Source organism: Bacillus sp. PDNC022 (genome assembly GCF_016919285.1).
GTDB lineage: Bacteria > Bacillota > Bacilli > Bacillales > Bacillaceae > Bacillus > Bacillus safensis.
This window is the reverse complement of sequence record NZ_CP070345.1, coordinates 2,193,165-2,214,482: the sequence shown is the minus strand read 5'-3', so window position 1 is coordinate 2,214,482 and position 21,318 is coordinate 2,193,165. Positions and strand designations below refer to the sequence as shown.

At 42.9% G+C, this 21,318-nt stretch carries 25 protein-coding genes and 2 riboswitches; of the genes, 19 read left to right on the top strand and 6 right to left on the bottom strand.

Annotation, left to right across the window (positions count from 1 at the left end; all coding sequences use genetic code 11):
* Positions 1-8: 8 nt before the first annotated feature.
* The 5 genes from JVX94_RS11435 to JVX94_RS19580 all read right to left on the bottom strand — a co-directional run bounded on the left by JVX94_RS11435 (position 9) and on the right by JVX94_RS19580 (position 2,456).
* A complete protein-coding gene (locus JVX94_RS11435; protein ID WP_205183164.1) occupies positions 9-737 on the bottom strand; it encodes a CPBP family intramembrane glutamic endopeptidase in 729 nt (242 codons plus the stop codon).
* 94 nt (positions 738-831) lie between these two features.
* Positions 832-1,242: a hypothetical protein gene (locus JVX94_RS11430; protein WP_205183161.1), complete on the bottom strand. Its 411-nt coding sequence runs from the start codon at positions 1,240-1,242 to the stop codon at positions 832-834.
* Between the two features lie 5 nt (positions 1,243-1,247).
* Positions 1,248-1,700 carry a LytTR family DNA-binding domain-containing protein gene (locus JVX94_RS11425; RefSeq protein ID WP_095407880.1) on the bottom strand — a complete coding sequence of 151 codons (453 nt, stop codon included), beginning with the start codon at positions 1,698-1,700 and terminating at the stop codon, positions 1,248-1,250.
* 5 nt (positions 1,701-1,705) lie between these two features.
* Positions 1,706-2,266, bottom strand: a complete 561-nt coding sequence (locus tag JVX94_RS11420) for a GNAT family N-acetyltransferase (protein WP_205183158.1) — start codon at positions 2,264-2,266, stop codon at positions 1,706-1,708.
* 4 nt (positions 2,267-2,270) lie between these two features.
* Complete coding sequence (locus tag JVX94_RS19580) at positions 2,271-2,456, bottom strand: hypothetical protein (RefSeq protein WP_048002168.1); 186 nt, start codon at positions 2,454-2,456, stop codon at positions 2,271-2,273.
* A gap of 179 nt (positions 2,457-2,635) precedes the next feature.
* On the opposite strand from JVX94_RS19580, the gene JVX94_RS11415 reads away from it, so the two are divergent.
* Positions 2,636-3,181 (top strand): sigma-70 family RNA polymerase sigma factor, encoded by a 546-nt coding sequence (locus tag JVX94_RS11415; RefSeq protein ID WP_205183155.1) that lies wholly within the window; start codon positions 2,636-2,638, stop codon positions 3,179-3,181.
* Positions 3,150-4,595, top strand: a complete 1,446-nt coding sequence (locus tag JVX94_RS11410; protein WP_205183152.1) for a DUF4179 domain-containing protein — start codon at positions 3,150-3,152, stop codon at positions 4,593-4,595. Before JVX94_RS11415 ends, JVX94_RS11410 begins: the two co-directional genes overlap by 32 nt.
* Positions 4,596-4,613: 18 nt before the next feature.
* Here the strand turns inward: JVX94_RS11410 and JVX94_RS11405 are convergent, their stop codons facing one another.
* A complete protein-coding gene (locus tag JVX94_RS11405; protein WP_205183149.1) occupies positions 4,614-5,801 on the bottom strand; it encodes an MFS transporter in 1,188 nt (395 codons plus the stop codon).
* A gap of 100 nt (positions 5,802-5,901) precedes the next feature.
* On the opposite strand from JVX94_RS11405, the gene JVX94_RS11400 reads away from it, so the two are divergent.
* The 17 genes from JVX94_RS11400 (at position 5,902) to purN (ending at position 21,310) form a co-directional block, all read left to right on the top strand.
* Positions 5,902-6,798, top strand: a complete 897-nt coding sequence (locus tag JVX94_RS11400; protein ID WP_205183147.1) for a LysR family transcriptional regulator — start codon at positions 5,902-5,904, stop codon at positions 6,796-6,798.
* A 115-nt stretch (positions 6,799-6,913) separates the two neighbouring features.
* A riboswitch (purine riboswitch) is annotated at positions 6,914-7,015 on the top strand.
* A gap of 144 nt (positions 7,016-7,159) precedes the next feature.
* Complete coding sequence (locus tag JVX94_RS11395; RefSeq protein WP_048240016.1) at positions 7,160-8,485, top strand: NCS2 family permease; 1,326 nt, start codon at positions 7,160-7,162, stop codon at positions 8,483-8,485.
* 206 nt (positions 8,486-8,691) lie between these two features.
* The gene (locus JVX94_RS11390) at positions 8,692-8,859 is read left to right on the top strand and encodes a hypothetical protein (protein ID WP_186318705.1); all 168 of its coding nucleotides are present in this window, start codon (positions 8,692-8,694) and stop codon (positions 8,857-8,859) included.
* Between the two features lie 3 nt (positions 8,860-8,862).
* Positions 8,863-9,042, top strand: a complete 180-nt coding sequence (locus JVX94_RS11385) for a YezD family protein (protein WP_024424503.1) — start codon at positions 8,863-8,865, stop codon at positions 9,040-9,042.
* Between the two features lie 208 nt (positions 9,043-9,250).
* Complete coding sequence (locus tag JVX94_RS11380) at positions 9,251-10,042, top strand: DUF6574 domain-containing protein (RefSeq protein WP_205183145.1); 792 nt, start codon at positions 9,251-9,253, stop codon at positions 10,040-10,042.
* Positions 10,043-10,246: 204 nt separating this feature from the next.
* Positions 10,247-10,801, top strand: coding sequence for a DUF2179 domain-containing protein (locus JVX94_RS11375; protein WP_024424505.1), 555 nt, complete (start codon positions 10,247-10,249; stop codon positions 10,799-10,801).
* The gene (locus JVX94_RS11370) at positions 10,798-10,998 is read left to right on the top strand and encodes an NETI motif-containing protein (protein WP_012009137.1); all 201 of its coding nucleotides are present in this window, start codon (positions 10,798-10,800) and stop codon (positions 10,996-10,998) included. The genes JVX94_RS11375 and JVX94_RS11370 overlap by 4 nt, the downstream gene beginning before the upstream one ends.
* A gap of 79 nt (positions 10,999-11,077) precedes the next feature.
* A riboswitch (purine riboswitch) is annotated at positions 11,078-11,179 on the top strand.
* Between the two features lie 169 nt (positions 11,180-11,348).
* Positions 11,349-11,837: a 5-(carboxyamino)imidazole ribonucleotide mutase gene (purE, locus tag JVX94_RS11365; RefSeq protein WP_039183007.1), complete on the top strand. Its 489-nt coding sequence runs from the start codon at positions 11,349-11,351 to the stop codon at positions 11,835-11,837.
* The gene (gene purK / locus JVX94_RS11360; RefSeq protein WP_144472581.1) at positions 11,830-12,972 is read left to right on the top strand and encodes a 5-(carboxyamino)imidazole ribonucleotide synthase; all 1,143 of its coding nucleotides are present in this window, start codon (positions 11,830-11,832) and stop codon (positions 12,970-12,972) included. Before purE ends, purK begins: the two co-directional genes overlap by 8 nt.
* Positions 12,969-14,264 (top strand): adenylosuccinate lyase, encoded by a 1,296-nt coding sequence (gene purB, locus JVX94_RS11355; RefSeq protein WP_205183142.1) that lies wholly within the window; start codon positions 12,969-12,971, stop codon positions 14,262-14,264. The genes purK and purB overlap by 4 nt, the downstream gene beginning before the upstream one ends.
* A gap of 72 nt (positions 14,265-14,336) precedes the next feature.
* The gene (gene purC / locus JVX94_RS11350; RefSeq protein WP_095407890.1) at positions 14,337-15,059 is read left to right on the top strand and encodes a phosphoribosylaminoimidazolesuccinocarboxamide synthase; all 723 of its coding nucleotides are present in this window, start codon (positions 14,337-14,339) and stop codon (positions 15,057-15,059) included.
* Entirely contained in the window at positions 15,052-15,306 is a 255-nt protein-coding gene (gene purS, locus JVX94_RS11345; RefSeq protein WP_003214349.1) for a phosphoribosylformylglycinamidine synthase subunit PurS, read from the top strand. The genes purC and purS overlap by 8 nt, the downstream gene beginning before the upstream one ends.
* The gene (gene purQ, locus JVX94_RS11340; RefSeq protein WP_205183139.1) at positions 15,303-15,986 is read left to right on the top strand and encodes a phosphoribosylformylglycinamidine synthase subunit PurQ; all 684 of its coding nucleotides are present in this window, start codon (positions 15,303-15,305) and stop codon (positions 15,984-15,986) included. The genes purS and purQ overlap by 4 nt, the downstream gene beginning before the upstream one ends.
* Positions 15,970-18,201, top strand: a complete 2,232-nt coding sequence (gene purL / locus JVX94_RS11335) for a phosphoribosylformylglycinamidine synthase subunit PurL (RefSeq protein WP_205183136.1) — start codon at positions 15,970-15,972, stop codon at positions 18,199-18,201. The genes purQ and purL overlap by 17 nt, the downstream gene beginning before the upstream one ends.
* The gene (gene purF, locus JVX94_RS11330; RefSeq protein WP_039183010.1) at positions 18,177-19,607 is read left to right on the top strand and encodes an amidophosphoribosyltransferase; all 1,431 of its coding nucleotides are present in this window, start codon (positions 18,177-18,179) and stop codon (positions 19,605-19,607) included. Before purL ends, purF begins: the two co-directional genes overlap by 25 nt.
* Positions 19,608-19,703: 96 nt before the next feature.
* Positions 19,704-20,744, top strand: a complete 1,041-nt coding sequence (gene purM / locus JVX94_RS11325; protein WP_111291442.1) for a phosphoribosylformylglycinamidine cyclo-ligase — start codon at positions 19,704-19,706, stop codon at positions 20,742-20,744.
* Complete coding sequence (purN, locus tag JVX94_RS11320; protein WP_203129394.1) at positions 20,741-21,310, top strand: phosphoribosylglycinamide formyltransferase; 570 nt, start codon at positions 20,741-20,743, stop codon at positions 21,308-21,310. Before purM ends, purN begins: the two co-directional genes overlap by 4 nt.
* Positions 21,311-21,318: the final 8 nt, after the last annotated feature.

Here is a 21,318-nt window from a genome sequence, read left to right as displayed (position 1 = left end):
TCTTTTCCTTATCTATCGAACACTTTTTTCATTCTTAATCTTCTCCACAACACCACCGCAAGAACCAGCAAAATGACACATTGAATTGACAGTAAAAGCATTTGCAATTCCACAGACGTTTGCCCATTTGTGGTTTGATCCACGATATTATGCACCGCGTGCCATATGATCACCCATTGCAGGCTGTTAGTGAGTGCTACAATTTCGGCAGCAACGAGTCCAAATAAAAAGGCGAATATAATTTGTGCCACTGTTAAGGTGAGGCTTTTTCCGCTTAAAAGATTAGCAGAATGACCAAGGCCGAATAGTACGGCAGATCCCCAGATGGCGGTACTCAGATTGATCTGTTTTAAATATTGGAACAGGATGCCTCGAAAGATTCCTTCTTCAAACAGACCGACACACACCATGAAGAAGCAAAGCGCCGTAAAGGAAGAAAGGGATAAATCCGTGTTTAATCCAGCGATGAATGGGATGGCCTCGATGAAAAGAATGGGGATGACCCACATACCAAGAGCCCCTTTTTGAAAACCTATTTCTTTCAAGTGAAAACGGCTTTTCTGAATAATCAATAGAAGAAAAAGACACCCAGCCAGCATGGCACAGCCATTGATGATATAGATGGTCATTGGGTCGGTTACTTCTTTGATGGATATATAGACACCTGCACTTGTTGGGATGATTAAAGAAAACAGCAGTAGAAGCACAGTTTTTCGAATGATTGTCATTGGTTTCATTGTTGATTCCTCCTCTAATGTTAGAGTAGTGGAATCAAGCAGGACCCTCAATCAAATCTTCCTAACATGTCAATTTATCGGCCTAAGATGCACATTAAGGTGTTGTCCGTTTCTTTCGCTGCTGTAAAAGTTCATTGATTTCCGCAGCGGTTGTTCGATCTTTTTTATACAATAGGTACTTAATTAAAAAGAATAAAGCCATGACCACGAGGAAATTCACAATGATCGTTGGGAGACTGATTTCACCACTGACGATGATGATGGTTGTCATAATCATACACATCACAAGGATGATATATAAGATTTGTTGAAAAAGAATCCGATTATGACTGTACGTATGTTTAGGGTATAGCAAGAAGGTCAGGGCACTGGAAAAAAAGGAACTGAACATGATTGCTTGTAACATGTAAATCGGCATTGATCCAAATGTGAAACAATAAATCAGCACTAATACCGTAAAGATCATACAAAATGTGATTAAAAGATTAATGATATAACGTCTCATCCTGTTCACTTCCTCCGTAACCCAAGCTTCTCTTTTAATGCTTGAATATAAAAACGTGAAATCATTACTTTTTCTTCATTTGTAAGATTTGCTTCAAAACGACCACTCGTTTTAGGAGAAATGTCGGCGATAGAATCAATATTCAGAATCATCGATTTCGAGATTCTGACATAATCATGTGCTTCAAGCTGTTCTTCAAGTTCAAATAACTTTTCCTTTAGGAGAAACACCCCGTCTGTCGTATACAAGAACGATTTTTTATCGACACTTTCAATATATAAAATGTCGTGATAATAGATCTTTTTCATGCTCTCTTTCTCAGGGTCTTTCGCTAGGAAGAAGGGGGCTGATTGCTCTACTTGCTGGACAAGCTTTTCAATCGTCGAATTGAGCTCATAAATGTGAAAAGAAACATACTCAGATTGCGGCTTTTGAATGAAATGAATATCTGTTTTCATTTGTTTTATTTATAATCCCTTTTCAAAATCGCATACATAAACACATCATCAAACCCATTCTGACCAAGATCATACTCCCTTAATAAACCCTCTCGAACAAAATCAACATTCTCCAATAATTGAACAGAGGACGTATTTGCTGGATCAATAATCGCTTCAATCCGGTTCAGGTTCATCTCCTGAAATCCATATCGTAACACCGCAGTAATCGCTTCACTCATAATGCCTTTTCTCCAATGATCGTGGTGTAATTCGTAGCCAATTTCCGTGCGGCAGTGCTGTTTTTCTAGGTTGAGAAAGCCGCAGCTGCCGATGATGGCTGGATTCTCTTTTAGAGAAATGCCCCAGCGGATGCCTGTTTGTTCTTTGAAGATGTCGTGATACCACTTGATTTCTCCTTTTGTGTCTTCGATGGATTCATGAGCATCAATTCCCATGTAGCGGCACACAGTTTCATTGGATAAATAGATGTGCATATCCTCAACGTCTTCGATCGTCGCTTGTTTTAAGATTAGTCTTTCGGTATGTATTGTTGGAAATGTTTGTGGAAAGTTGATTTTGTTCATTTGGTTATCCTCCATGAGATGTCTTTTGTTCTGTACATGCCTTACAATAAAAAACCCCTTCATTCCTCAACCAAGCCTTCACTTCTGTCATTCCTTTTCTCTTTGGATAGACCAGCTTGACGTACACTTCTTCGTTTCCTTCTATCTTCTTCTGACAGCTAGCACACGCGGGTTCTTCAAATAGAAACAATAGAATTACCCCTTTTTGTAGATATTTCTTCCATTATATCAAATGTTCGACATGATCTTTGCGGCTCGTTCTTCACTTTCTCTATTTTTATCCGACATATGCTAAGTAAAAGAATTTTCCATTTGTTGAAACCGTTTGAGAGAAAGCTTGCTCTAACAGGTGTAGGAGGTGTGAGTGAGATGAAGCAAGTGCGTCTAATTAAAAAAGCACAAAAAGGGAATGTCCCGGCATTTGAGAAATTAATGCTGATGTATCAGGAGCGTTTATATAAAACGGCTTTTCTCTACACAAGAAATAAAGAGGATTCGTTAGATGCTGTTCAAGAAACGGTCATTAAAGCGTTTAAGCATCTATCTGGCTTAAAAGAACCAGCTTATTTTTCTAGCTGGCTGACTCGGATTTTGATTCATACGATTTTTGCGATGAAGAAAAAGCAGCAAGATGTTGTGCCGTTTGAACAACAGCATGAAAGCGTTGAGCGTCATGATTTTTTGGAAGACAAGCTCGATTTAAAAAATGCACTTGAAGTGTTAGATGAGCAATACCAGATGGTCATTCAGTTGTTTTATTTTCAAGATTATTCAATTTCGATGATTTCTGAGCAGATGGGTGTGCCTGAAGGAACGGTTAAAACTCATTTGTATCGAGCAAGAAAGTTATTAAAGCAAACATTGGAGAAGGAGGAGAGTGTCGATGGAACGAAAAGAAATGAAAAAGCTTTATGATGAGATTGATGTACCAACAGTTGAAGTGACCTCTGCGATTCGCCAAGCCATTGGGGATGTGAAAGCGGAACAGAAAAGACATTGGTTCAATTGGAACTGGAGAACGCCAATATACTCTGCCATTGTTCTCATCGTCCTTTACTTTTCATCAGGTTTCCTTTTTCCTTCTCTTAATACAGCGATGGCACGTGTCCCGATTATTGGGCAATTTTATATGATGTTTCACGATAAAGTAGGAATGGCTCTTTTTCAGAGTGATTTGGTGAAACATGTCAATGAAGGGGCTGAATCAAGAGGGGTGACTGTGAAAGTAAACAGTGTGTACTATGATGCCGGACGGCTTGTTTATACGTTTACGGTGGAGAATCTCCATACAAAAGAAGATTCTGTATCGTATAGAGTGAATCCAGAAAAAATCGATGGAAACTTCCAACTTAATTATGATAAAACAGAGTTGAAAAAATTAAAAGATGGCCGCTATGTTGGACAGACGGAAGTCTATACAAATGGACAAACGATCAAACAAGGTCAGCAAGTGTCACTTGTCATTTCGAAGATTGGGGATATTGCAGGGAATTGGCGCTTCAAGTTACCTGTGGTCAAGCAAAAAACCACTTTATTAGCGGGACAAAAAGACGTGTCTATTTTAAATGGACGTTATCAAATAAGAAACGTAAAGGTAGAAAATGGAGTGAATGGCTCTGCTATTCAATATGCCATTGATTACAATGGTTTTGCCAAAGATGATAGAGTTAGTATATTTGGAATGAAGGATAATTTAGGGAATGAGTATGAGTTAGAATTAGGAACAAGGTTAGGAAGAAAACCACTTTCTCCTAAAAAAAATAGAGTCGATCATTTAACCATTTTGAATCAGCCGATCAATCCAAAGGCGACCGAATTGACATTTGACACATCTGTGGATATCGAACGAGAATACAGCCACATCATTCCTCTCAAGACAAAGCTGCCTGTTCAGTTCAAAACAAAACACCATGGCATCGGAATCAAAATCAATAAGATAGATCAAAAAGACCGTTCTGTGATTGTTGATTATCAATTTACTGGAGTAGACCAGAAAGAATTAGATGAGGATGTGATGAAGAATATCGGTGAATTAATTGGATTGGGCGATGTTAAAAAGCTGAAGTCATGGTCCGACCCAGAAGCAGATTATGAATACGGATATTACTTGAAGGGGAACCATGCGAAGGTGACGAATTTAAAGACAGCTTCCATGCAATCCACCTTTGAATTTGATAATAAGGAGTTAGAGACTTTATCATTAAACCATTTTTCTTTTAAAGAATATGGGCTTTACCTTGATTTGTCAGAACTGAATATGTTGGCACCACAGAAAGCGATAAAGGTAACCATTCCAGTCAAAAAAGAAACATCAAAAGCTAGTCAATAAATAAGAAAGCGAACATGGTTATACATGTTCGCTTTTTGTCTGTTGTTCCACCAGTCGATGACGATTGAACGAATACCGAATCAACATCAACGCCACAAAACTAGCTAATCCGCCAATCCAACTTAAATTCGTTACATTTGTATACTGTATAATCACGCCGCCAATAGACGATCCAAGCATCATGCCGATGTTCATAATCGCTGTATTAAAGCTCAGCACGGTTTCTGATGCATGGGGTTTAAGGGAGATCAGATAAAACTGCTTCGCTGGTGTTGTTGTCCATGTGGCGATGCCCCAAATAGCGAGTGTGATCAAGACGCTAATTGTAGAGAATTGCGTAAAGAATAAGGCAAAGAGAGCGAACATCTGGATCATGATGCTGATCGAGATCGTTCGGGGTGGTCCCCATTGATCAACGGCGAAGCCGCCAAAGCGTGAGCCAATAAAAGCAGAAATTCCTAAAACGAGCAAGGCAATGCTTGTCATTTCAAGAGAAAAGCCGGCGGTCTGTCTTAATAATGGAGAGATATAAGCAAAGACCATCGTGTAGCCTAAGATCCAAAAGACGGTTGTTGCTAAGCCGCTGATCACTCTGCGGTCTTGAAGGATGTGTAATTGCTGCTTTAATGGCAGATGAGAATGTCCCTCTATGCGTGGCAGCAATTGATAAAGAAGCAAGAAGAGACAAGCAGTACCTAGTGCAATGATGAGAAAAATATAGTGCCAATCCACGTGACCTGATAGAAATGTTCCAATCGGCACACCAAGTACGAGTGAAACGGTGAATCCAATGATGACAGTCGCCATTGCACTACCCTTTTTTTCTGGCGGGGCGATCTGCGCTGCATAATTCGTGGCGACGACAATATATAAGCCGCCGCTCATGGCCATGATGACCCGAGAGAGCAGGAGCAGCACAAAATGATGGCTGAAAAAGGCGAGCATATTGCCTAAAATAAACACAAAAATAGCTGATAACAAAACCTTTTTTCGGTTCAGCTTCGATGTTGCCATGACTAAAAAGAGAGCGCCTACTGCATAAAAAAGAGAATAGACGGTGATGAGCTGTCCGGCAGCAGGAATGGAGATGTGTAAATCAACAGCAATGATATCTAGAATGCCTGACACGACGAATTCTGCCGTACCTGTGACAAATGAACCGACAGCTAAAAGAATGATCAATAGCTGATGAGATGTGTTTTTCATTTTGAACCCTTCCTTCATGTTGATACGTTGTCTTTAGTTTAAATTCCGTGCTAACATAAGTAAAATTGATGTTTTTCATGAAGGAGATGAGTAAATACTCATGAGCTTTGTTCGCTTTGATATTATCGCAAAAGTTGTGGAGCTTGGCAGTTTTACAGCAGCAGCTGAAGCATTAAATATGACGCAGTCCGCTGTCAGTCATGCAGTGGCGAATTTAGAGTCAGAGTGGGGCGTTTCTTTATTCATTCGTGACCGAAAGAAGGGCATTATGCTGACGGATATTGGTCAAACCCTTCTCCCGCATATTAGAGAAGTGTTAAATAGAGTGGAGAAAATCCAGCAAGAAATTGCGTTAACGAAAAATATTGAAACGGGCTTGATTCGTATCGGCACATTTGCCAGTGCCTCGGCTTGTTTATTGCCTAAACTGCTTGTGAGCTATCAGAAAAAACATCCGAAAATCGAATTTAAATTCTATGAGGGAACGTATGAAGAAATATTGGAGTGGCTGGATTCAAGCATCATTGATGTTGGATTTGTTGTGAAAGGCCATGCGGATGAAGCCTTTGATTTACTGCCGCTTATGAAAGATGAGATGGTGGTCGCCTATCACCCAAATCATCGATATGAACAGCAGCCCATTGTAGATATAACAGATTTGGCGGATGAACCATTTATTATGCCGACTGGCATGTATCAATCACATGTAGAGGATATTTTTTCGGAGGCGCAAATGAAGCCAGCTGTTTTATTTGAAGTTCATGATTGTACGACCATTGCCCGTATGGTCGGGGAAGGACTTGGCGTCACAATAGGCCCGGAGTTATTTTTAAAAACGCAGCAGCTTGTGCATATTCGTCAGCTGAATGTCTCTCATCATCGTGAGGTTGCGCTCGCCTGTCCGTCTATCTCCCAAGCTTCTCCGGCAGTGAAAGAGTTTTTCCATGTAGCCGAAGCGGTTTTTGCAAAAGAGAAGGATTTGGGAAAGGGTGTATAAAGAACTAGATGTGAATTTCCAAATTCGTGTAATAAGACGAATGAAGCAGACATTTCTTTGAAAAATGTTCGCTTTTCGTATTGTGTTTTAAAAACGAAGTTGGTACAATAGACACAGAAATCAAATAGATAGAAGTCGTATAATCGCGGGGATATGGCCCGCAAGTTTCTACCAAGCTACCGTAAATGGCTTGACTACGTCAATTCACACTCGTTTGATATAAATCATGCATTGTTCTTGTTTTATGTCACAGTCTGAATTCACATATGTAGTCAAGCGTCCCAAAATTGTTGGGGCGTTTTTTATTTGACTAGTGAATGGGACAGACTAAAGCAAAAGGACATGAAGGGAGTCAGTTGGCTTGAAACAGTTTTTTCAGTTTGATGAGTTAGGTACGAATTACCGCAGAGAGATCATCGGTGGTTTAACCACATTTTTGTCGATGGCTTACATTCTGTTTGTTAATCCGATCACACTTGCATTAGTGTCTGTGCCGGATTTTCCAGATAAATTACGAATTGATCAGGGGGCAGTCTTTACAGCAACGGCGTTAGCTTCTGCTGCAGGGTGTATTCTGATGGGGTTGATCGCCAGGTATCCGATTGCGATAGCACCCGGTATGGGTCTGAATGCGTTCTTCGCCTTTTCGGTTGTGCTTGGCATGGGCATCAAATGGGAAGCAGCACTTTCAGGTGTGTTTGTTTCAGGATTGATTTTCGTTGCTCTTTCTTTAACAGGTTTCCGTGAAAAAATCATCAATGCCATTCCAGCTGAGCTGAAGCTGGCAGTTGGTGCAGGTATTGGTTTGTTCATTACGTTTGTTGGTCTTCAAGGCTCTGGCATTATCGCCAATAATGATAATACGCTCGTTTCGATTGGGAACATTCATAGCGGTCCTGTCCTGTTAACAGTGTTTGGTATTGTTGTGACGGTCATTTTAATGGTTCTTCGAGTGAATGCAGGTGTCTTCATTGGGATGCTTGTGACAGCTATTGCTGGGATGATTTTTGGTCTTGTGCCAGTACCATCTCAAATTGTGGGAAGTATTCCAAGCTTGTCTCCAACCTTTGGTCAAGCCTTGATTCACTTGCCAGAAATTTTCTCCATTCAAATGCTTGTCGTGATTTTAACGTTCCTATTCGTTGGGTTCTTTGATACAGCTGGTACACTTGTGGCTGTGGCAACACAGGCTGGTTTAATGAAAAATAATGAGCTGCCTCGTGCAGGAAGAGCGCTTCTGGCAGATTCTTCTTCTATTGTTGTAGGTTCTATTCTTGGTACATCTACAACGACATCTTATGTTGAATCTAGCTCAGGTGTTGCTGCTGGTGCGCGTTCTGGTTTTGCAGCTGTCGTCACAGGCATTTTCTTCTTGCTTGCGATGTTCTTCTCACCACTTTTATCCATCGTTACATCGAATGTGACAGCACCTGCTTTAATCATTGTCGGTGCGCTGATGGTCGCTCCGCTGGCGAAGATTGCATGGGATCGTTTTGAAATTGCGGTACCAGCTTTCTTAACGATGATTATGATGCCACTGACATACAGTATTGCAACAGGGATTGCGGTTGGCTTTATTTTCTACCCGATTACGATGATCTTTAAAGGGAAAGCGAAAGAAGTACATCCAATTATGTACGGATTGTTTGTCATCTTTATTCTATATTTTGCTTTCTTAAATCATTAATTGAACATTTGAAACAGCAGCTCATGGAAGCTGCTGTTTTTTTGTTAAAAAAATCAAAACATAGTTGACTTATAGGAATTATGTGTTTATGATAAAAAGACATAATTCGCTGATTGGATCACCAAAGGCGCTTTGATTTCCTTTTAATAGAAGGTTTCAGGGTGCCTTTTTTTCTTGCAGACATTCAAAAGGGGAGGAGATGTCTTTTGTCACGCTGGCTTAGACAGGTGATTGAACGAAAAAAGCAGGTGCTGATTCAAAAGCTCCTTTTATGGGGGCATGAAGAAAAACAGGAAGCGCTCATGCATTACACGATTCATGAGCTGGAAAATGAGGTTCTCTATTTAAAAGAGCGAAAAAAAATAGGGGGATGAGCGATGGATGAACAAAAGCTGAATTATATTTTATCTGCCTTAAAAGGGATCGACTATGGATCAGTGGTTATCACCATTCATAATGGACATATTACACAGGTCGATACGACCAAAAAGACTCGGTTCCCCGCTCATCAGGAGAATCTCCGGGTCCAGCAAGGAAAGCGGAGTCAATATCGTTGACCATGAATGTCAACATTGATAAAAAGCTGATGGAGGCCGTCAGCTTTTTTGTTTTGTCTTATTTAAAACCTCTGCTGCCTTTTATCCGTCTATTCGTATGAACGTCAAGGAATCTTGACTGAATAGAGAGACTCCGCTACTTTAAGAGGAGTCATCCGAACAGATCATTTACTTGAGCCTGTAAGGATTGGATAGGAGTTGATATGAGATGTTAGAGAAAGATCAAGATCAGGGGACATCTGAAAAGAAAAACGAAGAGTCATCAATAGATCAAGAAACAAGGCAATCCCGCCTCAGCCGCAGCGCTGCAAAACGTGGAAGAACCTCAAAATCAGCGGATGATGAGCGTTCAGCTATCCAGCGTGTACTGCAAGGTGCAGGAGGCGCGTTTAAGCGTTATGGTTCATATGGACTGGCGATGTTAAAATCACCGAGCCAGGCCATCAATCAAGCGGAAACATTGCGTATGAAGTACGCCTGGATATCGATTGTGTTATTCAGCGTGTTTTTTGCTTTAGGCAACTATGTTCAATTAAAGGCGTCAAAGACCCGCTTATTAGGCTTTGGCATTCATTATTCTTTTGGCGACGCCTTTTTGAAGGTAGCGGTCTTTACACTCATTCTGTTGACATTGATGATGCTTACCGTCTGGCTGCTCGGAAAGTACATGCTAAAAGGAAACATATCACTGAAAGAAGTGATCATGAAGTTTGGCGCTGCGCTTGTGCCGGTGTTGGTTTTATCCATCCTTTGGCTTGTATTTGCCATGCTGAATATTCCATGTGTGACCGTCATATTATCCGTGATGATGTTTGTCGGCCTTCAGTTGATTGCGGTCGTGCTCTTTCGCTCGATTCAATCGGAGCATGATGCCGTACGTGGAGATTTGATGTATGCGGGCTGGGTCTTTTTATTGGTTGAGCTTGTCATCATTGCGCTGCTCTGGGGCATAGTCGGGGAGTATTTGATTCCATCACTTGTTCCTGTTCGATTCGGATAAAACACACTGAAAACCTCCTTTTTTGAAAAAGGGGGTTTTCATGTTGAGAAGAGAAAAAAACGGGTAAACTCTTGGTAACAAAGACCACCCTTGTTGTCGAAAGATATATGTGTTTTTATCGCGTAAATTTGATTGTATCAAGGTATGTTCTCTAGTAGAATATGGGGTGCTTTATTTGATTTTTTAGTGCAGGGGGTTCGAATCGTGCTTCAACAACTTTTATCCAATGCGTTCACCATGGTTTTAATCATTTTAGTGATTAATATTGTCTATGTTTCTTTTTCCACCATGCGTTTGATTTTAACGATGAAAGGCAGGCGGTACGCAGCTGCTTTTGCGGGTACGATCGAAATGCTCATTTATGTCATTGGGTTAAGTATCGTTCTAGATAACTTAGATCAAATACAAAATGTCATTGCGTATGCGCTAGGTTATGGGATGGGGATCATTGTCGGGATGAAAATTGAAGAGAAGCTGGCACTTGGCTACACAACTGTTAACGTGATCACAAAAGAATTGGATGTCGATCTCCCAAGACAATTGAGAGAAAAAGGATATGGTGTCACCAGCTGGGTAGCAGGCGGTCTTGAAGGAGACCGGACAGCATTGCAAATTTTAACACCGAGAAAATATGAACTGCAATTATATGAAACGATTAAGACGCTGGATTCAAAGGCGTTTATCATTTCATATGAGCCCAAATCGATTCATGGCGGCTTCTGGGTGAAGGCTGTGAAGAAAAGGAGAATTAAAGAATGACCGCAAAACCAAAGAAGAAAAAATTCTATGTGGAAGACAACATGACGATTGATCAAGTGTTATCCCAGATGGCAGCGGAAGGCTACTCGCCTGTCCGACGAATGGAGGAACCGATTTTTCAGGAAAAGAAGGAAAATGGGTCGATTCAGATCATTCCGATTGGGAAAAAAATCGTATTTGAAGGAAAAATAGTCTAAATCCGAACATTAAAACGACGACTTCATAGATTGTTCGATAAATCCGTTGACATCATGAACATCCGTTGTTAAGATAAACATGAAATCAAAACACGAGCCTCATATAATCTTGGGAATATGGCCCATAAGTTTCTACCCAGTTACCGTAAATGACTGGACTATGCAGGATAGTGAACAAAACTGACATGGCAATTCAAAAGCGAACAGCGCTTACCATGGCCCGGTTTGTGTTGCTTCCTAACAATGCAATGCAAATCGGGCCTTTTTGTTCGGCGTTTGACAAGCTGCTTAGGTTTGGGAAGCGTGTCAAACGATACAAAATCGAATATCAGCTTAAAGGTGGGGACAAAATGAAGCCGCTTGTAGGTGTCATCATGGGAAGTACATCTGATTGGGAAACAATGAAAAATGCGTGCGACATCTTAGAGGAATTAAACATTCCGTACGAAAAACAGGTAGTATCCGCACACCGGACACCTGACTTGATGTTTGAATATGCGACTGAAGCAAGAGGTAAAGGACTAAAGGTCATCATTGCCGGTGCTGGAGGCGCAGCACATTTACCGGGGATGGTCGCAGCAAAAACGACACTGCCGGTCATTGGTGTGCCTGTACAATCAAAGGCACTAAACGGGCTGGATTCCTTATTATCCATCGTTCAAATGCCAGGCGGTGTACCAGTTGCTACAGTAGCAATTGGCAAAGCCGGTGCAACAAATGCAGGCCTTCTTGCCGCACAAATGATTTCAGCATTTGATGAAACGATCGCAGCTCGCCTTGAAGAAAGAAGAGAGCAGACAAAACAGACTGTACTAGAAAGCAGTGATCAGCTTGGCTAAGCAGACCATTTTTCCAAACGCAACCATCGGGATCATTGGCGGCGGACAGCTTGGCAGATATATGGCTGTCAGCGCAAAGCAAATGGGGTACCGGGCAGCAGTTTTAGACCCAGTCGCACAATCTCCTTGCGGACAGGTTGCCGATAAAGAAATCACAGCCGCATATAGTGACCTTGAAGCGATTCGAAAGCTGGCAGACATCAGCGATGTGGTGACTTATGAGTTTGAAAATATTGACTATGATGCACTCAATCAGCTGAAGGAAGAAGCCTATTTACCACAAGGAAGCGACCTTCTTCTTTTAACTCAAAATCGTGAGACCGAGAAAAAAGGGATTGTAGACGCAGGCTGTGAAGTAGCGCCTTACCGCATCATTGGCGATGAAAAAGAGCTGGAAAACGCAGTGGACGTGCTCGGTTTGCCAGCCGTGCTGAAAACATGCAGAGGCGGCTACGACGGAAAAGGACAGTACGTCATCAAAGAAAAAGGACAGCTTAAGGAAGCAGCTGCACTGCTCACACATGGAACTTGTATTTTAGAAAGCTGGGTTCCATTCCAAATGGAGCTCTCAGTGATCGTCACTCGTTCTGTTCATGGAGAGATTGCAGTATTCCCAGTCGCTGAGAACATTCATAAGCATAATGTTTTGTTCCAAAGCATTGTGCCTGCAAGGGTAGAGAACCGCATTCAGGAGAAGGCGAAAGAACTGGCAACAACACTGGCTGAAAAGCTGGGGCTGGTTGGTACTCTTGCTGTAGAACTGTTCCTGACAAATGACGGAAAGCTGCTCGTCAATGAACTGGCACCGCGCCCGCATAATTCTGGTCATTATACACTCGATTTATGTGAGACGAGTCAGTTTGAACAGCACGTCCGCGCTATATGTGGTTTGCCGCTTGGCGGTACAGCCCTTTTATCAGAGGGAATGATGGTGAATTTATTAGGCGATGAAGTGGACATTCCAAAAGAGCATCCTGAGCTTCTCAAAGAAGCGAAGCTTTATCTATATGGAAAGCATGAAGTAAAAGCCGGCCGCAAGATGGGGCATATGACGTTTATGAAACAGCTCGATGATGAGTGGATGACAAACATCACAAAGATATGGACTGAAAGAGATGGAGGAAACGGGAAATGATCGAACGTTACGCACGACCAGAAATGTCAGCAATCTGGACAGAGGAAAACAAATTTAATGCATGGCTTGAAGTAGAAATTCTCGCTTGTGAAGCTTGGGCAGAGCTTGGTGTCATTCCGAAAGAAGACGTTGAGACAATGCGCAAGAATGCAAGCTTTGATATTGGACGTATTTTAGAGATTGAACAAGACACGCGCCACGACGTGGTTGCCTTTACGCGTGCTGTCTCTGAATCTCTAGGAGAAGAAAGAAAGTGGGTTCATTACGGGTTAACATCGACAGACGTAGTGGATACGGCGCTTTCATATTTATTAAAACAGGCGAACGATATCTTGCTCAAGGACATTGAGAGATTTGTTGACATACTAAAAGAAAAAGCAAAAGAGCACAAATATACCGTCATGATGGGTCGTACACACGGTGTACACGCTGAACCGACAACATTTGGCCTGAAGCTTGGTCTTTGGTACGAAGAAATGAAGCGTAACCTAGAACGTTTTAAACAAGCAAAAGCTGGCATTGAATATGGCAAAATCTCTGGAGCTGTTGGCACATATGCGAACATCGACCCGTTTGTTGAGCAATATGTATGTGAGAAACTTGGCATCAAAGCTGCACCAATTTCAACCCAAACCTTGCAGCGTGACCGCCATGCAGATTACATGGCTACTCTTGCTTTAGTCGCAACGAGCATTGAGAAATTTGCTGTTGAAATTCGTGGTCTTCAAAAGAGTGAAACACGTGAAGTAGAAGAGTTCTTTGCAAAAGGACAAAAAGGATCATCAGCTATGCCGCATAAGCGTAACCCAATCGGTTCTGAGAATATGACGGGAATTGCCCGCGTGATCCGTGGATATATGCTGACAGCTTATGAAAATGTACCGCTTTGGCATGAGCGTGATATTTCTCATTCATCTGCTGAGCGCATCATTTTACCAGATGCCACGATTGCACTGAACTACATGCTCAACCGTTTCTCAAACATCGTGAAAAACTTAACGGTTTTCCCTGAAAACATGAAACGCAACATGGACCGCACACTTGGCTTAATTTACTCACAGCGCGTTCTTCTTGCATTAATCGATACAGGCATGGCACGTGAAGAGGCATATGACACGGTTCAGCCAAAGGCAATGGAAGCGTGGGAGAAGCAAGTGCCGTTCCGTTCATTAGTAGAAGCAGAAGAAAAAATCACGTCACGCTTAACACCTGAACAAATCGCTGACTGCTTCGATTACAACTATCATTTGAAAAATGTCGATATGATTTTCGAACGTCTAGGTCTTGCGTAAGAAATGGGCCGCCTGCTCGTCAGGTGACCAATCCTGAAAATTGCCAACATTCAAATTAGGAGGCCAACCTGAATGACTGTGAAACAAGAACTTCTCTACGAAGGCAAAGCGAAAAGAATCTATCAGACCGATGACGAGCATATTTTATATGTTGAATATAAAGACTCAGCTACAGCATTTAACGGCGAAAAAAAAGCCGAAATTGAAGGCAAAGGCAGATTGAACAATGAAATTTCGAGCTTAATCTTTCAAATGCTGCATGAGAAAGGAATCAACAATCACTTTGTGAAACGCCTTTCTGAAACAGAGCAGCTCATTCAAAAGGTGCAGATTGTTCCGCTTGAAGTGGTTGTACGAAATGTAGTGGCAGGCAGTATGTCAAAACGCCTCGGCATTCCAGAGGGAACGAAACTGGACATACCTTTGATTGAGTTTTACTACAAAGATGATGCGCTCGGCGATCCGCTCATTACAGAAGATCATATCCGCATTTTAGATGCAGCGACACCAGAGCAGGTCGAGGAAATGAAACAAATCACAAGACAAGTGAATGAAGAGTTAAAACAAATCTTCTCAGACTGCCATGTGAATTTAATTGATTTCAAGCTTGAATTCGGAATAGATCACGAGAATCGTATTTTGCTAGCTGATGAGATTTCACCTGATACGTGCAGGCTTTGGGACAAAGATACAAACGAAAAGCTTGATAAAGACGTGTTCAGACGAAACCTGGGCGGCTTAACGAATGCATACGAAGAAATTTTCAAAAGACTTGGAGGCCATAAACATGTATAAAGTGAAAATTTTTGTCAGCTTAAAAGAGAGCGTTCTTGATCCACAAGGAAGTGCCGTGCAGCACGCTTTGCACAGCATGTCTTATCAGGAAGTAAAGGATGTCCGTATCGGGAAATACATGGAGCTTGTCATTGAAAAATCAGATCGTGATTTAGACACAGTCGTCAAAGAAATGTGCGAAAAATTACTTGCCAACACGGTGATTGAAGATTACCGCTATGAGGTGGAGGAGGTTGTCGCACAGTGAAGTTTGCAGTGATCGTCTTGCCTGGCTCTAACTGTGATATCGATATGTACCATGCGATTCAAGATGAGCTAGGTGAACAAGTTGAATATGTATGGCACGATGAAACGAGTCTTGACGGATTTGACGGTGTACTCGTACCAGGCGGTTTCTCTTATGGGGATTACTTAAGATGTGGTGCGATCGCCCGCTTCTCAAACATCATGCCGGCGGTGAAGAAAGCAGCTGAGGAAGGAAAACCTGTTCTTGGTGTTTGTAACGGGTTCCAAATTCTTCAGGAGCTAGGCATTCTTCCGGGTGCGATGAGACGAAATAAAGACTTGAAATTTGTCTGTCGTCCAGTTGAACTCATTGTAGAAAACAACGAAACGCAATTTACAAGCGGTTATCAAAAAGGCGAATCCATTACGATTCCTGTAGCGCACGGTGAAGGCAACTTCTACTGTGACGAAGACACTTTAGCGAAGCTCATTGAACGCGGCCAAATCGCTTTCACTTATGGAGACGATATTAACGGCAGTGTGAATCGTATTGCAGGTGTAACGAATGAAGAGGGCAATGTACTCGGCATGATGCCGCACCCTGAGCGCGCGGTTGATTCATTACTAGGCAGCGCAGACGGACTTAAATTGTTTCAATCTATCGTGAAAAATTGGAGGGACACTCATGTCACTACTGCTTGAACCAAGTCACAAGCAAATTAAAGAAGAGAAATTGTATCAGCAAATGGGATTGAGTGATGAAGAATTCGCTTTAATCGAATCAATTATTGGCAGGCTGCCAAACTACACAGAAACGGGTATTTTTTCTGTCATGTGGTCAGAGCATTGCAGTTATAAAAACTCAAAGCCTGTTTTAAGCAAATTCCCGACAAAAGGAGAGCACGTCCTTCAAGGTCCTGGGGAAGGCGCTGGGATCGTTGATATTGGAGACAACCAAGCGGTTGTATTTAAAATCGAATCACATAACCATCCATCTGCGATTGAACCGTATCAAGGAGCGGCGACAGGTGTCGGCGGAATTATCCGTGATGTATTCTCCATGGGTGCGCGTCCAATTGCTGTATTAAACTCTCTTCGTTTTGGTGAACTGACTTCACCGCGCGTGAAGTACTTGTTTGAAGAAGTAGTGGCAGGGATCGCAGGCTATGGAAACTGTATCGGAATTCCAACAGTCGGCGGAGAGGTTCATTTCGATCAAAGCTATGAAGGCAACCCGCTCGTAAATGCAATGTGTGTTGGATTAATCAATCATGAAGACATCAAAAAAGGGCAGGCCAAAGGTGTCGGCAACACGGTCATGTACGTTGGTGCCAAAACGGGCCGTGACGGGATTCATGGTGCAACATTTGCGTCTGAAGAATTTTCTGATGAATCAGAAGAAAAACGCTCAGCAGTTCAAGTCGGTGATCCGTTCATGGAAAAACTGCTGCTTGAAGCGTGCCTTGAAGTCATCAAAAACGATGCACTCGTTGGGATTCAGGATATGGGAGCGGCTGGCTTAACAAGCTCAAGTGCGGAAATGGCGAGTAAAGCAGGTTCTGGTATCGAGATGAATTTAGATCTTATCCCGCAGCGTGAAACAGGCATGTCAGCATATGAAATGATGCTGTCTGAATCTCAAGAGAGAATGCTTCTGGTCATTGAAAAAGGCCGTGAACAAGAAATCATTGATATTTTTGAAAAATACGATCTTGAAGCGGTATCAGTCGGTCATGTGACAGACGATAAAATGCTTCGTTTACTTCATCAAGGTGAAGTAGTATGTGAGCTTCCTGTTGATGCCCTTGCAGAAGAAGCGCCGGTTTATCACAAACCATCAAGTGAGCCTGCATACTATCGCGAGTTTTTAGAAACAAAAGTTGAAGCACCTTCTATCACAGATGCAGCCGACACGTTAAAGCAGCTCCTTCAGCAGCCGACAATTGCAAGTAAAGAATGGGTTTATGATCAATATGACTACATGGTTCGGACAAATACAGTCGTTGCACCAGGCTCTGATGCGGGCGTTTTAAGAATCCGTGGAACGAAAAAAGCCCTTGCGATGACAACCGATTGTAACGCACGTTATCTCTACCTTGATCCAGAAGTCGGGGGGAAAATCGCAGTCGCAGAAGCAGCACGTAACATTGTGTGCTCAGGCGCTCGTCCGCTTGCAGTAACAGATAACCTGAACTTCGGTAACCCAGAAAAACCAGAAATTTTCTGGCAAATTGAAAAATCTGCTGACGGTATTAGCGAAGCGTGCCGCACGCTCAGCACACCGGTTATCGGTGGTAACGTCTCTTTATATAACGAATCAAATGGAACAGCGATTTACCCAACACCAGTCATTGGGATGGTTGGTTTGGTTGAAGATACAGCTCATATTACGACACAGTCGTTCCAGCAGGCTGGCGATGTGATTTTCGTCATTGGTGAGACGAAGGAAGAGTTTGCAGGCAGTGAGCTTCAAAAGATGACAGAAGGCCGTATTTACGGAAAAGCACCAGAAATTGATTTGGATGTAGAGCTCACGCGTCAGGAAGCCCTTCTTGCTGCGATTCAAAACGGACTTGTTCAATCAGCTCACGATGTGTCTGAAGGCGGTCTTGGTGTCGCACTTGCTGAAAGTACATTTGGAACAGACGGTCTTGGCGCTCATATCCAAATTGATTTAAACAGCGAAGCTTCATTATTCAGTGAAACACAGTCACGTTTTGTTGTCACAGTGAAACCAGAGCACCGCGAAGCGTTTGCTGCGGCTGTCAAAGATGCGAAAGAAGTTGGAACGGTCACAAATGATGGTGTATTCACTGTCAAAAATCAAGAAGGACAACAATGGATTCATGCAGCGGTCAACGAGCTTGAACGCGCATGGAAAGGAGCGATCCCATGCTTGCTGAAATCAGAGGCTTAAACGAAGAGTGTGGCGTCTTTGGGGTTTGGGGACACGAAGAAGCCCCGCAAATCACATATTACGGATTGCATAGTCTTCAGCACCGAGGACAAGAAGGTGCGGGAATCATTGCAACAGATGGTGAAAACCTGACGGCACATAAAGGCCTTGGACTGATTACGGAAGTCTTTCAAAACGGTGAGCTAAAGGATTTAAAAGGAAAAGGTGCGATCGGACACGTTCGGTATGCGACAGCAGGCGGAGGCGGCTTTGAAAATGTGCAGCCCCTCTTCTTCCGCTCGCAAAACAACGGCAGTCTTGCCCTTGCTCATAATGGGAACTTAGTGAATGCAACGCAATTAAAGCAGCAGCTAGAGAACCAGGGGAGTATATTCCAGACATCTTCTGACACTGAAGTGCTCGCTCATTTAATTAAGCGCAGCGGCTATATTGAATTGAAAGAGCAGATCAAGAATGCCCTGTCCATGCTTAAAGGAGCATATGCTTTCTTAATTATGACGGAAACAGAAATGATTGTGGCACTTGATCCGAACGGCTTACGTCCGCTTTCACTTGGTATGCTTGGGGACGCGTATGTGGTTGCTTCTGAAACATGTGCATTTGATGTTGTCGGTGCCACGTATTTACGAGATGTGGAGCCTGGAGAAATGCTGATCATTAATGATGAAGGCCTGAAATCTGAACGCTTCTCCATGAACATTAACCGCAGCATGTGCAGTATGGAATACATTTATTTCTCAAGACCTGACAGCAATATCAATGGCATCAACGTGCATAGTGCGAGAAAGAACCTTGGCAAAAAGCTTGCCGAGGAAGCACATGTCGAAGCAGATGTTGTGACAGGTGTACCAGATTCGAGTATTTCTGCAGCGATTGGATATGCCGAAGCAACAGGTATTCCATATGAGCTCGGTTTAATTAAAAACCGTTATGTCGGACGGACCTTTATTCAGCCGTCTCAAGCATTGCGTGAGCAGGGCGTGCGCATGAAGCTGTCTGCTGTGCGCGGGGTCGTCGAAGGAAAACGTGTCGTGATGGTCGATGATTCCATCGTACGCGGAACAACGAGCCGCCGCATTGTGACGATGCTCAGAGAAGCGGGTGCGACGGAAGTTCATGTCCGCATCAGTTCACCTCCAATCGCACATCCATGTTTTTATGGAATTGATACGTCCACACATGAAGAGCTGATTGCTTCTTCTCATTCAGTGGAAGAAATTAGACAGGAAATCGGTGCAGACTCTATTGCATTTTTATCTGTAGACGGTTTAATGGACGGGATTGGCAGGAAGTATGATGATCCGCAGCGCGGTCAGTGTTTAGCATGCTTTACTGGGAAATACCCGACTGAAATTTATGAAGATACTGTTCTTCCGCATGTGAAGGAAACAGCACTGACGAAATAATCGAATAAAGGAGCAGCAGTCAAGATGATTTGATATGCTGCTCTTTCATTCTGCTGAAAATAAATGGAAGAGAAGCAGCTAAAAGGAGTGAATGGGATGTCAGAAGCATATAAAAACGCCGGTGTCGACATCGAAGCAGGATACGAAGCCGTCAAACGAATGAAAACACACGTAGAACGTACAAAAAGAGCAGGCGTCATGGGTGCTCTAGGCGGATTTGGCGGTATGTTTGATTTATCTGAGCTGCCATACAAAAAGCCCGTTCTTGTCTCAGGAACAGATGGTGTCGGAACAAAATTAAAGCTTGCCTTTTTAATGGATCAACACGATACGATCGGCGTTGATGCCGTGGCGATGTGTGTCAACGATGTGCTGGCACAAGGGGCAGAGCCGCTCTTTTTCTTAGATTACTTAGCAGTTGGTAAAGCAGATCCTTTGAAAATTGAATCCATCGTCAAAGGTGTGGCTGACGGCTGTGAGCAGTCTGGCTCAGCGCTTGTCGGCGGAGAGACAGCAGAAATGCCGGGTCTTTACACAGAAGATGAATATGATATTGCTGGTTTTTCAGTAGGCGTCGTTGAAAAGGATGAAATCGTGACAGGAGAGAGCATCGAAGAGGGGCACTTGCTTATTGGACTCAGCTCAAGCGGAATTCATAGCAATGGGTACTCTCTCGTTCGTAAAGTATTGCTGGAAGACGCAGGTCTTGACCTGCATCAAACGTATGAACCTTTTACAAGACCGCTTGGAGAAGAGCTTCTTGAACCGACCAAAATTTATGTGAAGCCCGTTCTCAAACAAGTGAAAGCCGGCAAGATTGACGGCATGGCACATGTGACAGGCGGCGGCTTTATTGAAAATTTACCACGTATGCTGCCTGAAGGGCTTGGCGTTGAGATTGATAACGGCTCATGGCCAGTACCACCAATTTTCTCCTTTATTCAAGAAAAAGGACAGTTAAAGGCAGAAGAAATGTTCAACGTGTTTAATATGGGCATTGGTTTTGTCTTAGCGGTAAAAGAAGATGACCTTGTCGAAGTGATCAGAGGACTTGAAGAAGACGGAGAGAAAGCATTTCTCATCGGTCGTGTTCAAAAAGGAGAAGGTGTCACATTCGGCGGTGGAAGCCTCTCATGAAGAAGTTTGCGATCTTCGCCTCTGGAAGCGGGACGAATTTTCAAGCCATTATAGATACATTAAAAAAAGAACAGTGGCAGGCAGAGGCCGCCATTGTGATTTGTGATAAACCGGGTGCAAAGGTGCTGGAGCGTGCTGAGAAAGAGGGCATTCCCTCCTTTGCCTTTACCCCGAAGGCTTTTCCGAATAAAGCCGCTTTTGAACAAACGATCATTGAACAGCTTAGGCTGCATGAAGTGGAATGGATTTTCCTTGCTGGGTATATGAGACTGATTGGTCCGACATTACTTGAAGCATTCAAAGGGAAAATTGTCAATATTCACCCGTCCTTGCTGCCAGCCTTCCCAGGGCTGGATGCCATTGGTCAAGCCTATCAAGCAGGCGTCAAAGTGGCAGGAATCACAGTCCATTTTGTCGATGAAGGCATGGATACAGGTCCGATCATTGACCAAGCGTCGATTTACATCGAACAAGGGGAAGAGCTTGAATCGATTGAAAAAAGAATGCATGAACTAGAACACACACTATATCCAAAAGTGATCAAATCACTTTTAGAATTATCTTAATGAGGTGA

Excerpts from the sequence above, each read along its gene's own strand:
- JVX94_RS11385 (WP_024424503.1), top strand. The coding sequence starts at position 8,863 with ATGGATGAACAAAAGCTGAATTATATTTTATCTGCCTTAAAAGGGATC.
- JVX94_RS11400 (WP_205183147.1), top strand. The coding sequence starts at position 5,902 with ATGAGCTTTGTTCGCTTTGATATTATCGCAAAAGTTGTGGAGCTTGGC.
- JVX94_RS11370 (WP_012009137.1), top strand. The coding sequence starts at position 10,798 with ATGACCGCAAAACCAAAGAAGAAAAAATTCTATGTGGAAGACAACATG.
- purB (WP_205183142.1), top strand. The coding sequence starts at position 12,969 with ATGATCGAACGTTACGCACGACCAGAAATGTCAGCAATCTGGACAGAG.
- purS (WP_003214349.1), top strand. The coding sequence starts at position 15,052 with ATGTATAAAGTGAAAATTTTTGTCAGCTTAAAAGAGAGCGTTCTTGAT.
- JVX94_RS11415 (WP_205183155.1), top strand. The coding sequence starts at position 2,636 with ATGAAGCAAGTGCGTCTAATTAAAAAAGCACAAAAAGGGAATGTCCCG.
- purF (WP_039183010.1), top strand. The coding sequence starts at position 18,177 with ATGCTTGCTGAAATCAGAGGCTTAAACGAAGAGTGTGGCGTCTTTGGG.
- JVX94_RS11380 (WP_205183145.1), top strand. The coding sequence starts at position 9,251 with ATGTTAGAGAAAGATCAAGATCAGGGGACATCTGAAAAGAAAAACGAA.
- purC (WP_095407890.1), top strand. The coding sequence starts at position 14,337 with ATGACTGTGAAACAAGAACTTCTCTACGAAGGCAAAGCGAAAAGAATC.
- JVX94_RS11430 (WP_205183161.1), bottom strand. The coding sequence starts at position 1,242 with ATGAGACGTTATATCATTAATCTTTTAATCACATTTTGTATGATCTTT.
- purN (WP_203129394.1), top strand. The coding sequence starts at position 20,741 with ATGAAGAAGTTTGCGATCTTCGCCTCTGGAAGCGGGACGAATTTTCAA.
- JVX94_RS11435 (WP_205183164.1), bottom strand. The coding sequence starts at position 737 with ATGAAACCAATGACAATCATTCGAAAAACTGTGCTTCTACTGCTGTTT.
- JVX94_RS11420 (WP_205183158.1), bottom strand. The coding sequence starts at position 2,266 with ATGAACAAAATCAACTTTCCACAAACATTTCCAACAATACATACCGAA.
- purM (WP_111291442.1), top strand. The coding sequence starts at position 19,704 with ATGTCAGAAGCATATAAAAACGCCGGTGTCGACATCGAAGCAGGATAC.
- purE (WP_039183007.1), top strand. The coding sequence starts at position 11,349 with ATGAAGCCGCTTGTAGGTGTCATCATGGGAAGTACATCTGATTGGGAA.
- JVX94_RS11410 (WP_205183152.1), top strand. The coding sequence starts at position 3,150 with ATGGAACGAAAAGAAATGAAAAAGCTTTATGATGAGATTGATGTACCA.
- JVX94_RS11405 (WP_205183149.1), bottom strand. The coding sequence starts at position 5,801 with ATGAAAAACACATCTCATCAGCTATTGATCATTCTTTTAGCTGTCGGT.
- JVX94_RS11425 (WP_095407880.1), bottom strand. The coding sequence starts at position 1,700 with ATGAAAACAGATATTCATTTCATTCAAAAGCCGCAATCTGAGTATGTT.
- purL (WP_205183136.1), top strand. The coding sequence starts at position 15,970 with ATGTCACTACTGCTTGAACCAAGTCACAAGCAAATTAAAGAAGAGAAA.